13 protein-coding genes are annotated in these 17,067 nt (G+C 40.3%); 3 read left to right on the forward strand and 10 right to left on the reverse strand.

Annotated features, from left to right (window positions below):
* Positions 1-10: 10 nt before the first annotated feature.
* Positions 11-814, forward strand: a complete 804-nt coding sequence (locus tag INP51_RS11825) for an AraC family transcriptional regulator (protein ID WP_230406947.1) — start codon at positions 11-13, stop codon at positions 812-814.
* Between the two features lie 130 nt (positions 815-944).
* Complete coding sequence (locus tag INP51_RS11830; RefSeq protein WP_193735052.1) at positions 945-1,784, forward strand: helix-turn-helix transcriptional regulator; 840 nt, start codon at positions 945-947, stop codon at positions 1,782-1,784.
* A 43-nt stretch (positions 1,785-1,827) separates the two neighbouring features.
* Here INP51_RS11830 and INP51_RS11835 read toward each other — a convergent pair whose 3' ends face one another.
* The 5 genes from INP51_RS11835 to INP51_RS11855 all read right to left on the reverse strand — a co-directional run bounded on the left by INP51_RS11835 (position 1,828) and on the right by INP51_RS11855 (position 8,016).
* Positions 1,828-3,111: a Gfo/Idh/MocA family protein gene (locus INP51_RS11835; protein WP_193735053.1), complete on the reverse strand. Its 1,284-nt coding sequence runs from the start codon at positions 3,109-3,111 to the stop codon at positions 1,828-1,830.
* 198 nt (positions 3,112-3,309) lie between these two features.
* The gene (locus tag INP51_RS11840) at positions 3,310-4,398 is read right to left on the reverse strand and encodes a cellulase family glycosylhydrolase (RefSeq protein ID WP_193735054.1); all 1,089 of its coding nucleotides are present in this window, start codon (positions 4,396-4,398) and stop codon (positions 3,310-3,312) included.
* Positions 4,395-5,291: a carbohydrate ABC transporter permease gene (locus INP51_RS11845; RefSeq protein WP_230406784.1), complete on the reverse strand. Its 897-nt coding sequence runs from the start codon at positions 5,289-5,291 to the stop codon at positions 4,395-4,397. Before INP51_RS11845 ends, INP51_RS11840 begins: the two co-directional genes overlap by 4 nt.
* Positions 5,292-5,305: 14 nt before the next feature.
* A complete protein-coding gene (locus tag INP51_RS11850; protein ID WP_193735055.1) occupies positions 5,306-6,253 on the reverse strand; it encodes an ABC transporter permease in 948 nt (315 codons plus the stop codon).
* On the reverse strand, positions 6,226-8,016 hold the full coding sequence (locus tag INP51_RS11855; protein ID WP_193735056.1) for a type 2 periplasmic-binding domain-containing protein: 1,791 nt from the start codon (positions 8,014-8,016) through the stop codon (positions 6,226-6,228). The genes INP51_RS11850 and INP51_RS11855 overlap by 28 nt, the downstream gene beginning before the upstream one ends.
* Before the next feature lie 280 nt (positions 8,017-8,296).
* On the opposite strand from INP51_RS11855, the gene INP51_RS11860 reads away from it, so the two are divergent.
* Positions 8,297-9,412 carry a substrate-binding domain-containing protein gene (locus INP51_RS11860; RefSeq protein WP_193735057.1) on the forward strand — a complete coding sequence of 372 codons (1,116 nt, stop codon included), beginning with the start codon at positions 8,297-8,299 and terminating at the stop codon, positions 9,410-9,412.
* Between the two features lie 84 nt (positions 9,413-9,496).
* Here the strand turns inward: INP51_RS11860 and INP51_RS11865 are convergent, their stop codons facing one another.
* The 5 genes from INP51_RS11865 to INP51_RS11885 all read right to left on the reverse strand — a co-directional run bounded on the left by INP51_RS11865 (position 9,497) and on the right by INP51_RS11885 (position 17,065).
* Entirely contained in the window at positions 9,497-12,694 is a 3,198-nt protein-coding gene (locus INP51_RS11865) for a DUF5107 domain-containing protein (protein ID WP_193735058.1), read from the reverse strand.
* A 228-nt stretch (positions 12,695-12,922) separates the two neighbouring features.
* Entirely contained in the window at positions 12,923-14,203 is a 1,281-nt protein-coding gene (locus INP51_RS11870) for an L-cysteine desulfidase family protein (protein ID WP_193735059.1), read from the reverse strand.
* Positions 14,204-14,256: 53 nt separating this feature from the next.
* Positions 14,257-14,565 carry a 2Fe-2S iron-sulfur cluster-binding protein gene (locus tag INP51_RS11875; RefSeq protein WP_230406785.1) on the reverse strand — a complete coding sequence of 103 codons (309 nt, stop codon included), beginning with the start codon at positions 14,563-14,565 and terminating at the stop codon, positions 14,257-14,259.
* On the reverse strand, positions 14,562-16,346 hold the full coding sequence (locus INP51_RS11880) for an FAD-dependent oxidoreductase (RefSeq protein ID WP_193735060.1): 1,785 nt from the start codon (positions 16,344-16,346) through the stop codon (positions 14,562-14,564). The genes INP51_RS11875 and INP51_RS11880 overlap by 4 nt, the downstream gene beginning before the upstream one ends.
* Positions 16,343-17,065: an L-2-amino-thiazoline-4-carboxylic acid hydrolase gene (locus INP51_RS11885; protein WP_193735061.1), complete on the reverse strand. Its 723-nt coding sequence runs from the start codon at positions 17,063-17,065 to the stop codon at positions 16,343-16,345. Before INP51_RS11885 ends, INP51_RS11880 begins: the two co-directional genes overlap by 4 nt.
* Positions 17,066-17,067: the final 2 nt, after the last annotated feature.

Below are 17,067 nucleotides of genomic sequence, written 5' to 3' on the forward strand. Positions count from 1 at the left end.
ATATTTCCATATGGCAAGCCCAACCGCACCACTACTATATTTCTATCCGGCTTGCATCGGCCATTATTTTTGTAATGGGTGCTATTCACTCTCGAGAACAAATTATAATAGTTTTCTATTTTTATATGTAATAAAAGGAAATGGATTTATAAAAACGCAGGGACAAAAGCACACTTTGGCACAAGGAAACCTTGGATTAATCGACTGCTATGAACCTCACCAATACTATACAGAACATGGTTGGGAAATTCTTTGGATGCACTTTGATGGACCTCTTGCACGCCGTTATTTTGATGAAATTATGAAAGATCATGCACCTGTGTTTCACGGAAATGCAGCAATAAATGCGAAACATGAATTGGAGGTTATATATAGATGTTTTGATGAGGGAAAATCATCTATTGACGAATCTGAACTCTCCTATCACATTGTGAAACTTATTACCCCTCTATTGAATCATAAAGAATTTTCAGAAACCCCTGCAAAGGAAAGCCCAATAAAAGACACTCTCCATTACATATCCCAGAATATAGACAGTGAACTTTCTGTCAGTATGTTAGCAGAAAGAATATATCTGAGCAAATATCATTTTATACGTATTTTCAAGAAAGAAACAGGTTATACCCCTCACGAATATATTTTGATGTGTCGTGTAAACGCTGCCGCCTATGCACTGAAATCTACATCGTTAAGTGCTAAAGATATTGCCCTACAATATGGATTCTCCAGTGAAAGCAGTTTCAGCACAACATTTAAGAAACGTCTGGGGGCCTCTCCGCGAAGCTATCGACTTTCTGAAAATGATAATTCTTGAGTCCGAATTAACCCATACATAATCTGTGACATCTCAAGCATCCCCTAGAATTTTGGGGACCAGATTACTTGTCTCAAAGGACAAACTATGCTACTGTTAGCATATCCATCTACATGAAAGGAACTTCTTAATGGCTGCCTATCCACTTGATCGTATTCATATCGATCATGTTTTTCGTAATCAACCTTATAAAATGCGTGAAGCTCATCAACACGCACGCTACGAACTCTACTATTTAGCAGATATCAGCAGCATGGGAACCGTGACGATTGCAGACAAAACATACCCGCTGACCAAGAACTGCCTGGTATTGATCGATCAGCATACTCTTCACCGGAATGATCTAAGTCAGACAGCCCACCATGAACGTTATCTGTTGGAACTGGATCCTGATATTTTTGATAGTGACAGTGATAAGTTAGTTCATGTTCCAATTGCTTTATTTTTCAAACAGCATACAGGTGTTCATCAGCTTGACTCTAGTACTTTACTACAAGTGGAACAAGTCTTGCTTTCTATCTATGATGAGTCTCTTTTTAATGAAAATTATTTCGAAGATTTGGTTCGGCTGCGTGTACTGGAAATTATCCTACTGCTAAACCGTTTCTTTGAAAAACAGACCCTGACAAATGGTAAATTCTCTATGGCACAAAAGCAAACGATCGTGCCAGTCGTTAAATATATCAATGAACATTTTAGCGAAGATCTTTCTTTAACACACCTGGCAGAACAGTTCTATTTAAGCAAAGCCTATCTTGCGCGTGCTTTTAGAGCCGGAACCGGGCAAACCCTTCATGCGTATCTAAACGATTGTCGTCTCAAACATGCTCAACGGCTTTTATTGCTATACCCCAGTTATACGATTGATGAGGTTGCAGAACTTTGTGGTTTTCATAGTACTTCTTATTTTATCAAACAATTTCGTCTACATACCGAAATGACTCCTGTCCAATTTCGCAAAACTTATTAGAAAAGAGGAGGGATGTCGCAAATGCGACACCCCTCCTCTTTTTTTATAAATGAATCAAGTCCGAAATAGAAACTGTCTGGCCAGAAGCGATCGAGTGATTGGCTGCAATCCCTGTCATGATAGACATCACACCATCGATGTGTGAAGCCGCACGATGAAACTCATCATAGACAGGTTTACCAAATAAATCGTTGAGTAAGACAGGATCTCCACCGCCATGGCCTCCTTCCTTTTCTTCAATTTCAACTTCGTATGGTTTTCCAAACATTGGGAAGACTGTGATAGTTTTTCCAGTCAACGCCCCTTCTTCACCACGTTCTCCACCGGCATTGATGTATGATTGTTCCACTACTTTCATTTCTATACGTCCCTTACTTCCATTGAAGACAACATTGAAACCCTCCCACGGCATATAGGCATTTAGTGAATAGGTCATAATCACACCATTATGATAATGAACCAGGGCTCCCATCGTATCTTCAATCGATATGTCATCGGAAAAGACGTTGCGGTCACGAATATAGCCGCTGTCGGCTTCAGCATCTAAATATAATGCCTTCAATTTTTCATTTCCTTCCAGATCAATGGCAAAAGGATCCTTTTTCATATTTGGATCACCGTGATATCGATAACTGAAATGATCGATCCCGCGTTTTTCGGCATTTTTCATGCCGTAAAAATTCAAACTTCCTAAAGCAGTCACAGTCTCAGGATAGGTATTCAGCCAAAAGTTCACTAAATCAAAGTGATGAGTCGCTTTGTGTACTAAAAGGCCGCCACTATTGTACTTATTCCGATGCCACCGGCGGAAATAATCCGCTCCGTGTTTGGTATTCAATAACCATTCAAAATGGACGGAAAAGACATCACCGATCACCCCATCACGGATCAGTTCACGCAGTTTCGTATTATGGGGCGCATAGCGATAATTAAAGGTCACGCGAAGGCTGCGTCCTGTTCGTTTCTGACAATCCACAATTGCCTGGGCTTTTTTCTCATCGATCGTCATTGGTTTTTCAGTGATGACATCATATCCTTTATCCATCGCACGAATTATATATTGATCGTGGACACGGTCAACTGTAGTTACGATCACCACATCAGGATGTGTCTCGTCTAACATCTTATCAAAATCAGTATAAAAGTACGTTGGAACTTTGACATGCCCGTATTTTTCTGAAATGATCTTGTTGGCATAATCCATGCGTGTTTGCGAAACATCACAAAATCCCACCAATTCACTGGTTTCCTGATATGTGCCGGCAATGGCTTCATAATAAAAGCCTGCTCTGCCTCCAGTTCCTACTTGTGCATACTTTTTTTTCATTGATTGTTTTCTCCTTTCTGAAAACTCTTTATCTATAGAATAACAGTATATTTCTGAAAGAAAAGAGACTTTGCCAAAGTTGAAACTATACCCCTAAAACTTGGGTTGTTTTGTAACTATAGTGACTTGATCTTTGTGCTTTTAACCGACGTATTGCTGTCAGTATTATTGTTGAACTCCTGTTTTTTTATAGATATATCAAATTTTCAAAAGGTCTGCCTCTCTTGACAATCGCTTAATAATATCAATCTCTTTTGGATCATAGGGTCGACCATTGATCCGGTACAAATCATGAAACCATTTGGTGAAATCATAGTCATTTGGCTCTCCACGATAATACGACTCCCAGGTTCCTTCCCACGGTTCATAAGTCTGATATTTCCCTGCAACAAATCCCCAGTTAAAGCAGCCAATTTTCTCGACAAAAAATAGTGGGAACATTTCCTGGACTGTGTTGTGTTTTACTCTGCCGAGCCATTCGGTACATATAATTGGCCGACCCAACTTTTTTAGTTTAGAGATAATTTCTACATTCTCAATATAGTTTCCGTAATTGTGATAAGAAATTATATCCGATTCATCAAGGACAAACTGCTCTACCTCGCAGAGTGTTTGATCCAAATTGCTGTTGATTCTCCAAACTCCCGAAGTAATTGGCTGCATTGGATTGATTTCTCTGGCAATTTCAAAAAACTTCTTCAAGTGAGGTTTGGTCAGTTCCTCCCTTTTGGCATTACCTGGCTCATTGTAAAGATCCCAGATAACAACACGTGGGTCGGTCTTATACTTATCAATAATTTCTGCAACCCATTTGTAAATATCATTCGCCAACTCCGGCTCATCCAACAGACTATACCCTGACTCCTTGTTTAAAGAGCTGTGTTGTGAGTTTTTTCTTCCCCCATGATACCCGATATCAAAATGTTGCACTCCACTGTGAAGATGACTATTCGGATCCTTATAAGGCAACATGCAGTCGTTACCGAACACCAACATCACTCTTATACCATACTGATAGGCCATATCAAGATACTGATCCAGTCTTTCCATAAATCCGTCGTGATCTTCTTTCCAGATAATATATTCGAGAATCAGCCTGACTGCATTAAAACCGGTACTAGCCGCCAGCTTCAACTCACGGTCAGCAGTCTTAAGTCGTTCCTTAAATCCCAGTTCCTGCCACTGATCGATCCGGTTTGCGCAATCGCTCCCCATAAAATTACAACCTCTCAGCCAGTTTTCTCTTTTGTACCAATCCCATATTCGCTCTTTCGACCACTTTTTCATCCTTTTACTCCTCCCAGGGTTATACCTTTAACAAAATATTTTTGTAGGAATGGATATACACAAAGAATTGGTATGATGGCTACAATAATCTGAGCACATTTGATGGATTCATTGGAGAGTAGATCTAGTAATCCATAATCATCACCACTCATTTGAGTGATATCCATTTTTAAAATCAAGTTACGAAGATATGTCTGTAATGGAAACATCTTCGGAGAACGCATATATATCATACCATCAAACCAAGCATTCCAATGATTGACCATACAAAATAAAGATACTGTCGCAAGAGCTGGTTTGGATAATGGAATATATATTTTTAGTAATGTAAAAAAATGTCCGGCACCGTCGATTGCCGACGCTTCCTCCATTTCCACTGGTATCTGTCTAAAAAAGCTAATCATCAAAACTAAATTAAATACAGGTACTGCACCTGGAAGAATTAGCGCCCAAATTGAATTGCGAAGGCCAACCTGGCTAACCAACATATAGGTTGGTATCAAACCACCATTAACTAGCATTGTAATAAAGAAAAACCAAGTGTAGATACTTCTCCCTTTCATCTTATCATTACTTTTTGACAGCGGATAAGCGGCTAAAATAATCAAACTCATATTTACAATCAAACCCAAAATTGTCCGCACAATTGCTATACCAAAAGCACGCCAAAAAGCAGCATTTTTAATCAAGTATCGATATGCATTCAGATTGAATCCTTTGGGCCAAAATACAATCTGTCCAGCTTGTACGAATACCTTATCACTTAAGGACACTGCCACTACGTAGACAAACGGCAAGAAACAGGATAACGTCAGGAAAAGTAAGATTATAATATTACACACTTGAAAAACTTTGTATGATACGGATGCTTTTATCGTGTTTTTCTTTTTCAACTCAAACCTCCTGATCAAAACAATTTATAGTTAAAGCACTTGTCAGCTACAAGATAAGAGACCGAAATAAATATTGTCGAGATGATCGACTTAAACAATCCTGCTGCAGCTGCCGGCCCAAACTGAGAAGTTTCCAGTCCCATACGATAGATTAAGGTATCCAGTATATCACCTGTCTCATAAACAGCAGGACTGTACATATTAAAAATCTGATCAAAGCCGGCATTAAGTACATTTCCCATGCTCAATACAGTCATCAAAACTATAATTGTCCGCATTCCAGGCAAAGTTATATGCCAAATCTGTTTAAAGTGACCCGCACCGTCAATAGAAGCTGCCTCATATAAGCTAGGATCAATTGAAGTAATTGTTGCCAGATAGACAATGGTTCCGTATCCAAAGTTCTTCCAGACATCTGAAACAACCATCGTTCCCCGAAAGTAACTATTATCACCAAGAAAAAAAGGGGGATTCATATGTAATATCTGGAACATTTTTCCAACAATTCCTGTTGATGGTGCCAGAATATCAATTAGCACAGCACTTAAAATAATCCACGACAAAAAATGCGGAAAATAAATGACTGTCTGAACCATCTTTTTAAACTTTAAACTCTTCAGCTCATTGAGCAGCAGTGCTACCACAATCGGTACCACTAGACCGAGAATGATTTTCCAGAAAGCAATGATGATGGTATTCGTCAGAACATTTTTACTATTCGGCAAAGACATTAACAGTCTGAAATTATTCAGACCAACCCAGTCTTGATCACCAAACAGACCTTTAGCCGGTACAAAATCCTGAAAAGCTATGACAATTCCAGCCATAGGAATGTAAGAGAATATCAATACCACGATGACTGCCGGAAGTAACATCAGATGAAGTGGTATCTCTCTTTTCTTAATCGTAAACGCATGTCTTTTTTCCTTTTGCATTATTCTGTTTTGTTCTCTTGATACCATGCGTTTACCTCCTTCTCAATCTGATCACCTCCCAAAGTTTCATATGTCTTCAGCCACTTTCTATATCCCTCTTCAACACTAGTTTTTCCAGTTACAATATCTGTATATGCTCTCATTCTTTCATCCATGATATTGGACCAGCGTTCTTGCATAAACTTGCTTTGTACTCCATTATACGGATTCCAGAACAGATTTCCCTCATCCTTATCCTGTCTAAGAATAGCCATCGGTGTATTCTCCCCTGGTCCGAACATCAGGCCCCACTCCCATGCCTGATCGCCATGAAGGTTATCCCAATACGGAACCGCCTTGGCCTTTAATTCGGTTTCATCCTTACTTTCAAACACTTCCTGCAGGTTTATATAGGTATTCAAATTATCGAATGCAGATACATTACATCTAACTGGAGAAATATTCCATGATATATTCTCTTCATACCACCACCATGCACTTTCTTTGCAGAGCAGACCATATGTCGTCAGTGTCCGCATCTTCAAAGCAATTTCCGGATGGGAGAACTTCTTGTTAACCACAATCCAGCCTTGTGCAACCGGACGCAGAATACTCTTGACTGGATCGCCATCATGCGATGGGAGTTTAATACACTTCCAGGCCGCATCAGGATTTATTTCATGCAAGTCGCCGGCTGTATGACCAAACCAATGCCCGCCGAACAGAATCCCTACCTGATTATTCAAAACAGCTTCATTAGCTTTTGTCGCATCTTGTGCCACAAATTCGGGATTTAGATATTTCTTTTTATATAGCGTTGCGATATACTCCAGAGCTTCCTTGGTCGTATCAGCTACCATCCCGTTTACCAGCTTATCATCTTTTGAATACCAGTCATCAGGGTAGGAACCGAAAGCAGCAAATATACCGCGCAAAGACTCTACAATATTGTTATTCATGCTGATACCCCAAGTATCATCTTGTCCGTTTCCATCCGGATCTTCGCTAACGAAGGCATCCATAACTTTTTCAAGTTCGTCGAGCGTCTTCGGATATTCCAGGTTCAGTTTCTGCATCCAGTCATCACGGATCCAGATATAGGGTACTGCATCCGTCGCAGACTGCACCGAGGGTACCCCATACACGTTTCCTTCGTGTGTTGCCTTTGTCATGGCCCCGTTCTGATCCGAGGCCCAGACCTGTTTATCATAATCTGAAGCATATTGATCAATTATATCTGTCATGTCCCAGATCAAACCCTGTTCTGCCATCTGAATCAAATCATTTTGTTCTCTGACAAGGAATACATCTGGCAGCTCTCCTGATGTCATATCGAGACGTAGTTTCTGGGTATAATCAGCATCCTGTGCTTGCCAATTGTACTTTACATCAATATTGTACATACGTTTCAATGCATCTGTCCATCTGTTTTCATTAATTGATTCTCCGTATTTTTTCCCAAAGTTTCCCATGGCTTCTTCAACAGCTGCCGTGTACCAGTTAATTGTGTTGACCTCAATTGGCTCTTGATAGCCTCTAACCTTATCCAACTCATTCGTTCCTTTGTAATACTCCAAGAATTCCTGTTGGAAGTTTTCTAGATTTTGATTGTACAAATCTGCTTTTTCACCTTGAGCTTTAAAGTTTGATGTATAGGTCTTATTTGTAGAATTCTCTGTTGTCTCGCTTACCTTATCCGCCTTCTTTGCTTCTCCTTTTTTGTTATTTGATTCTAGTCCTCCACCGCAGCCAGTCAATAGCAAAACACCTGCCATCATCCAAGAGGCAACCTGTAATACTCCTTTTCCCATACCTGAATCTCCTCCTTTTTTTAAACTTCTCGGAATTCTCAACCTCATTTCATGAGGTGATTTCCGAAATATCTATGTATTCAATTTCAATATACTACCATTTTATTGTATATAACATACATCTTTTATAAGACTATTTCCTATTATTTTAGCAATTTTACGCATATGTAGTATTGATTGTCCACACATTATCCTCTATACTGTAAATAGTAAATCCTTAATTTTGGACAGAAAACTCAAGTTTTCATAAACAGAACATTAAATGAGAGGATAAAACCCAATGAAATTAGGAGTAATTATTGAACCAACATACAGGAATTCATATTGGTGCACTGAGATACTTAACGGCTTAAAGCGCCGAACTTATCAAAGGAAAATTCTTTTCACAGAACTGTGGGAAGATGATCTTGACAAATATGATTATGTACAGTTTCAGAATCTAATCCTAGTTGTTGCTACTTCCATTGATTGGATTAATCAGACCCTGGCGACATTGCATGATCACAATTTGCGTATCCTGCTTGCAGCCAGTGACTGTCCCAGCTGCGAGTCAAATAAAACCAGTTGTATCCGGATGAACTATCATTCCAGTATTTCACTGCTAATGCACCATCTGCAAACTCTGGGTGATACGCATACGGCTCTATTTGGCATCAATCCTAATTCCTATGCAGACAATGTAAAAAAGGAGGCTTTTGGAAAATCTGATGACATCTATTATAACTTTGGCTCAGCCGCTACCTGTACACTGCAATTCATCAAAAGTATAAATGATTATGACTCTGTTATTTGCGCAAATGATGCTGTAGCCATCTATCTCCTACATATGTTAAAGGATAAAAATCTCTATTGTTCCGAAAAGCTCCATATCGTTAGTTTCGGTGATTTTTTCATGTCAAAACTAATTCGCCCAACCATCACTAGTGTTTCGCTCGACTATTACGCCTTGGGACTTCAGGCGGTTGATACCTATCAGTTTTTGACGAGATGTGATTATACTACTTCTTTGTCAGTTATGTTAGATTGCAAATTGCATATCCGGGAATCCACAAACAGGCAAACCTATACATCCACTTCCACTAATGTTGAAACCCTTCCGAGAAACATGTGTGTTGATTTTTACAATGATAATGCTATCATTCCAATTCTCTCTCTTGAGAAATTGCTGATCAATGCCGATCCTCTCGACATCAAAATTATTTATCTTAGTATACAAAACCAGTCTCAAGAAAAAATTGCTGAGTCCCTCTACCTTTCGCTTTCCGCGCTCCGCTATCGTCTCAAAAAAATGCATAGCTATTTGCCGAACATGAACGACAAAGATTTGTTCGCCTATATTGCAACCTATATCGACAGTGAAGATCTTCTTGCCGCTATTGACTTGAAGCAGAAATAAATAGGGGGTCGACAGATTATTTTTTCTTACTGTCAATCCCCTCTCGCATCTGTTGTCTTGTTTTAGTAAGTAATCATAGCTTTTTCAGAATTTTTCAAAATCTATTACTTTATCAAAGTTATGCATAAGAGTATTATAAGGATCCAACTGAGACAGTTCTCGTCGAACTTCCTGGTATTCCTTTAGCATATCGGCTCCGTAATACCCAAGCAGACATTCAGATAATCCATTTATTTTATTTCTCCGGACAATGTTTAATTCGAATGGTAAGGGGTTTTCCAACCCTACCCCAAAATAACCATAGAGATCCTGATTTTTTAATTTATCTCTCCCATCTTCAATTAACTGCTGATACAATGTCAAAGCCCTTTCGTGATATCCTGTTTTCCCAAGACATCTTGCAACATAAAACATATTTTCACCCAGGATTTCTTTTTCATTTTCAGCTAACTGGAATTCCGCATTTGCATCCTTTTGTCTATTCAATTTTTCCAGAATACAACCTTTGATATAATGGACATTGCTGTTTTGCTTATAAATAGACTCACTCTCTCCGTAATTTTTCGGATAGATTAATGCTGCAGACATCTTTTTCAAAGCTGCTTTATAATGTGTAGTTTCACACAACCGTATCGCCTCAAGAATATACAGCCAGCGATGGTTTTTCGTTAACTTTCCTTCACCGCCTTCATAAATATGGAAATTTTTATTCTCTAACAAAATTTCCGCTTTTTTGTAATCTCCTGTTTCCATATATAAAATGATTGTTTCAAGGTAAGCATCATCTCTCTCTTGAATCTGCTTGATATGAGTTTCCGCAAATTCCAATCTCCGCACTGGCGAAACATTTTCCATTTTCTGCAGCATCATCATTTCATAAATGAACCGACTCTCTTCCGGTTTCAATTCTACAGCCTTTTCCATCTCGGCCATGGCCTGTGCTGCCGAATGTAGATGATCATAGTATAAGAAGGCAAGATTTCGGTGTGTATATGCAAAACCCGGATTTACACATATAGAACTAATGAAGGCTTTACACGCCTTCCTATAATTTTCCCGATCGTAATAGAGACAGCCTAATAGGTAATTAGCATACCAATCTTTCTCCACAAGAACAGGAATATCTTCGAGTCGGTTAGGAAAATCCACTTCATATGTCGCATTCACATCCGGATTGATCTTTTCTCCCGTAATCACTGATAAATGATAGGAAAGCATTGGAGAATGTTTATCACACGTTTTCAAGATGCGTGCAGCCTCCTCTTCTAGGCCTGCCTGTTTAAACAATAATGCCACATCAATGACATCTTGGGGATGGTGCAGCAAAAAAGCTTGCGGCTTTTCTCCCGTCAGCAGGTACAGGGAATACCTGTTGTAACTCTCCTGCGGAAATTCAGCAAATATCTGCTGCAGGCATTTACTATCACCTTTTATATAGCTTAGAAGAGCCAGTGCCTTGTAGTGTCGTGGATTTGCTTCCAGTGCTTTGTTTAATTCCTCTACAGCCGTTTCTGTGTCATTTCGCTGCATACTGATACAAGCGCATTCAAAATTTGCAGGAGCCGTATACGCATATTGCCATGCTGCATCTTTAAAGTAGCGATAAGCCTGATCCGGAAGATCAAGATACTTGTATAGCCGTCCCAATTCATACAAAACTTCTGTGTCATGAGGATTTGCGTTCCGTATTGTCAGTCGTGCAAGTGCGTTCTTTAGAAAGTGCTCAGAATTTTCAAATTCTCCTTTTTCCAACAATAATTTCCCCATCTCCAAGTTACAACGATAATCGGTTGAATCTCGTTTTAATGCCTCAGCGAAGTAATCTTCCGCTACATAAGTACCATGCTTATATTGCAGCAGATGAATACCATGTAAATATAATTCTTCAAGGCTTTCGATGTCTTTCGGACGCGGTGAGATTTCTCGAGCCTGCGGCTTTTCTTTTTCTTCTTGAGATGCAGATGTATAGTCCACCAATTTCTGTCCTTTATTATCATTTAACTGCAGCAACAAATGGTTCAGCTCTGCCTCAGGAGCAATTGTGATTGTTTCAAGCCAGAAATCATCAGGAGACAGAATGCCTTCTTTTCTATAAATTTCTCTGTTTTGATAATACAAGATCATAGATGCGGCTTTCTTTACACCACTTGAAACTGCACCTATTTTTACCTTGCCACCTTCTTTCTCTAAAACGAGAGCCCCATATTTATTGGCATTAGAGATATTTCCTATTCCCTGAATCGGATACCAATACTGAGTGAATACTTTTGTCTCACCTGGCTCGATATAGGTAAAATCAGGCTGATTATCTGTATATGCTCCGGTCATCAATTCAATATATCTATCATCATTATCGGTCAAATTCCTGCACCACTGTTTACCAAAATCACAATTTGCCCAGGTAAACATTTTCTTCCCTGGTGCTATATAATGATCGCCGATAATTGCTGTTCCTGCCTCCTTACTGTAGTCGTATCCACCGACAAAATCCATATCGCTTTGATGCTTTGGAATCATCACTGAAGTCTGCACCTTTACATTTTTATACCAGGAAGCATCCACCCCTGTTCCATAGTTATAAGGATGGGCCGTTTTAAATTCACCCTTCATCACCGGAAAGGGTATGATATCTCTCCTATCATGATCGGAACCATACTGTACATCTGGCGGAAAAATACATTTATACTGCTCATTGACCCGTACGGCAGTATTATTCCACCACATAAATGGTACGGCTTGATCATTAGTATTCGTCACTGTTGTTCTAACCTCAATCGCAGTGGATGTTGGATATACGGTGACGGCCACCATCCCACGCATCCGATGAAAAGGTTCAACTTCCCCCATAAAACAGGTGCAGGAACCGTCCTTATTACATTTCATCTCGTATTCAACCGGCTGAAAAGTGGTCGGCCTGTGGTGCTGCGGCCAGTTGAATTCCACCCCTCCTGAAACCCAGGGACCACACAGACCAATTAGAGCCGGCTTTACAACCGTATTTCTATAAATAAACTCATAGTTATTGTATTTACAGACTGCACCATATATTTTGCCTCCGATTTCCGGCAATAGTTCTACGCGGATATATTCATTTTCCAGCAGTACCATTGTATATTCCTTTTCTTCAACTGTACTTGTAAGCTGATCGGTCATCTTCAGAGGATAGACTTTACCCGATGCTCCCTGGTATTGCTTTTTCTCAATAAAATAGGGTGCCTCATTCGGTCTTCCTATTTTATAGGTTAATAGTTTTGTCCTTTTCTCCTTAATATCGACTTTCATAAATTCCCTCTTTCCTGTTACACAAATTCAAATATCCGTGCACTCATCTTTCTGATAAGCATCATACCATAATGCTTATTCCTAAAACATACCACCTTTTTAGGATTTTTTCGTATTAGACTTGTGCGGACAAATATACATGCAGCAAGTAAGGGAAGTACTCAAAAAAGGAACTGCACACTGCTGATTATTAATCAGCCAGTGTGCAGTTCCAACTCAGAATATCGCCTATTTGCTCTGTTTATCTTTAATCATCAATCTCATAATTGTCTCATCGGTTTCTTTCATCCCCTGGCTTCCGACGATTCCAAAGTTTTGAATTGTCTCCTCCACATCATCACAAATCAGCCCTTCCCCGGGCATAAAATGATGGTTTTCTTTTTCCAGTGTGTACCCCATGATAGCAGCATCCACGGCAGATGCTATCTTCGCCGCACAGGATGACTTCGCACCATCGCAGACGATTCCACCTGCATTTCCCAGTGTATTTTCGATAGTATGAGTAATCTCTTCATAACTTGCACCGCTCATATAAGCGATTCCCGCACCTGCACCGCAGGCAGCATTAACCGCTCCGCAAAATGCCGAAAGATTTCCAATGTGTTTTTTCTGATGAATTGCGACAAGGTTGCTGACAACAAGTGAACGAATCAGTTTCTCCTCCGAGAGGCCCCACTCTCTTGCATATTCAATCACTGGAAGAGAACAAGTCATTCCTTGATTTCCGCTCCCTGAATTAATCACAACCGGAAGGCAGCATCCATTCATCCGAGCATCGGATCCTGCTGCTGCTTTCGCTCTCGCCCTCACTTTAATATCCTTTCCATATGCCTTTAATAATGTCCGGCCAACTTCTGCTCCATAAGGATGTTTTAATCCTTCCATGGCTATGGCCGTATTCATCTTAATTTGCGATGCAATTATATTCCCGATATCACTCATCTTGCATGTGTCAGCAAACTCTAAAATCTGTTTCAAATTCAAAAGTTCTCTGGGATCACAGAAACCCGCTGATTTTTCCTGCTGATCAGAGAAGATTTTTCGACCATCCTTTTCAACCAGCACAATATGATCATGCTGACCCGCTACTATCAGCTTCGTGGAATGGTGCTGACCGAAAAGTTCTATGCGAATATATAAGTTTTCTACCTCCGCCTGAAGATGGCAGGTACAAAAACCCTGCTCCAGAAGTCTTTTCGTCTTTTTTTGATCTTCCCTGGTCACAGACTCAAGAACTTCCAGTCCTTTTTTGGCATCTCCTCCTATCAGCCCCAGAATAACTGCGGCCTCAATCCCATGTAGATTTCCTGAATTTGGAATTGTCACGCTTTTTACATTCTTTATTACATTGCCGCTGCAGAATACATGCATGGATTTTGGCATGCCATCATAAAAAGATTTTGCACTTGCTGCAGCATAAGCCAGAGCGATCGGTTCCGTACACCCAAGTGCCGGAACAAGTTCTTTTCTTAATATCCCAAGATATGCCTGGTAAACTTTATTTTCCATACTTATATCGATTCCTTTCGTTTCGCTGCAGCACATAAATGATCGTCATGACCTTAATGACAAACAAGATCTCGCACTATTTTATCATTTACAGGCTCCAGATTTATTTCATCACAGTCAGCCTTCACTTTACAACTTAATCCTGTTTTCCCATTTATCCGCATCCCACACTTTCCACATGCTGCTTGACGACAAGCTGCATGATGAAAAAAAGCAAGTGAATCATCCAAATTTTGATATATATATTCTAATAAGTCCATGACAGACACCTCATCATTTTCTTCCACCGGAACAATATAGTTTTGTTGGAACTTTCCAGTTTTCTGATCAAAGCGCTGAACGATAACTGTAATATTTTTCACTTATCTTCCTCTCTTTCCAGCTCTGCAACCACTTGTTCTACATATGTAACATATGAGCGGCAAATTGGCGCCGGCATAGAGCTGTCTTGTGATATCGGTTTTTCGAATCGATAGTTGAATTTACTATCCTCAATAATAAAATTTCCCAAAAAATTTCTATTATCTGTAAAGTCACAGTCCTCTCTCACATGCACACCACGGCTTTCACGACGAAGTGAAGCTGAGCGAATCATTGCCTGCGCAGTTACTGTCATGTTTCTAAGAGAAAGATAATCCATCCATTCCCTGTTGTAAATGGGTGTTTTATTCGAAAAAGAGATGTCCGGAAGCTCTTTTTTAGCAATTTGTTCTATTTTACAAAGGGCAATATCAAGTTTATTCTGGCTGCGCAATACAGACATACTATCTCCGACACAGCTTCGCACGCTACTCATTGCATGCCTGACATCAGAACGCCCAGTATGATGAAAAGGTCTGCAAAGATCTTCTTCCATCTCTGTTAAAGCTTTGGAACATACATCGATTTGGCCATTTCGCTTTTTAGCAAAAAGAGCAGCATTTTCTCCTGCCAGAGCGCCTTCAACCAGCATCTCTGTCGTGGCAGCTGAAACACGATTTGCGCCAAACATTCCACCCGTACATTCGCCGGTAGCATACAGTCCAGGGACTTTTGTCTCCATTCGTTCGTTGATTTTTATACCGCCCTCAAAATAATGGGCAGAAGGGATTACCGTCACTGCGTGACCAGATTCAAACCCTTCCATAATATTTGCATAGATGCCTTTTTTCAAAGGTGGAAGTTCCAGATACAGCTCCTCCAGAATCTCCTTGGGATAAAGATCCAAACTGTAATAGATCCCTCCATGACAATTACTTCCACCTGCATTTATTTCCTTTTGGATCGCATAGGAAAGCAACATTTTATTCCATTCAGTCTCCATAGCAAGTCTCTCCACCTGCAAAGAGAGATATTTTCCGGTAAATGTTTTTCCAAATTTATTGTACAGCTTCCCATATCCATAGGAAAACAATATATATGGAAGAATATTTCCCTGATACATCTCAGGTTTTGTGATGACAGTCGGACAAAAAGAGACCATCTCCATATCCACTAATTCTGCTCCCGCTCTCAGTGCCGCCGCCTGACCTTCCCCGCACAAATCTGTCGATCCGCTATTATAGGGAAAAAGATTGTGGGCACCGCCTGTGGCAAGAATCACAGATGACGACGGGTAATACATCAACTCACCTTCCAGTAGATTCAGACATACGACACCGCAGGTTTCTCCATGTTCGATGGCAATATCCGAAAACTGGATATCACTTTTAAAGTCCACTCCCAGACTGCGAGCCTTTTTATATAGAACATCAAGAATATCAGCTCCTGAAACCGAGATTTCTCTCGGGCCTTCCATACCGCGCACTTTCATGCCCCAAGACAACATTTCCCTGACACGTTCACCGGCGGTATCGACAAAGAGCTGTACAAGTTTCTGATTGTTAAGATGAAAACCCTCTGTGATGAGATCTGAAAACCACTTTTCTCTGGTATCGTCTTTATTTTTATCGCTGATTCCCAGTTTATAAAGAGATTCACCATCACATGCGATATCGGCACTAATATTAGCCCCGGCCAGCAAAGTGGCACCGCTTCGATTGCTTTTCCCCTTGCCCAGTACCAGCACACTTGCGCCGAAACTGGCTGCCGAAATTGCAGCCCGCAGCCCGCCTCCGCCACTTCCTACGACAATTACATCATATCTCTTTTCATTTCTCTTCATGAATACCCCCTCTTATCTTGATCAAACGGCAGAAAATCGAAGTCCTCTTTCTTGTAATGATCTATTTCTTCAAAAAAGAATTCTCCAAATCGTCTGTCTGTCTCAAATCGAATCTTGTTTATAGCAGGATCCGCAGCCGCTCCAAATACACTATAACTTACACCACAGAATACCTTCCACAGATGAGCACAGTGATAAGCAAAAGGCATGATCACTGGTCCTTTTGCTTTTTTCAGACGCTCTTCTCCCTGGTGAAAAATATCGGATGCAATGTCCAAACTTCGATAATGAAATTGACATTTTCCATCCTGATACAGACTACACGGGACTTCAATGATCAACTGGGGATTAAACCCCCGAACAATGGAACGATCTATTTCAGAACAATACAATCTGCCACAACTCTCATCACCGGAATCTTCAAAAGCAGCCTCCCAGGGACATCTTAGAACTTGTTCCGTGACTCTGCCCTCTTCTGCATCATATGTCATATCGAATGCATCCGGACCAGGCTCCCACTCTCCATATGCAAAATAAGATGCATAATCAAGCGGATGGCCATCCCTCAATGCACGCAATGCCATTCGGTGACCTCGCTGTTCTCCATAAATTCTGGCAGCTGACAGGAATACTGCATCTGCCGCCTGACCAGAAACGGACAGAGAATGAAAAGATCGGTAAAATTGTGTAATCAGATATGCATGATGTTTTTCATTCAAAT

Origin of the sequence: Blautia liquoris (assembly GCF_015159595.1) — a bacterium.
Classification (GTDB): Bacteria; Bacillota; Clostridia; order Lachnospirales; family Lachnospiraceae; genus Novisyntrophococcus; species Novisyntrophococcus liquoris.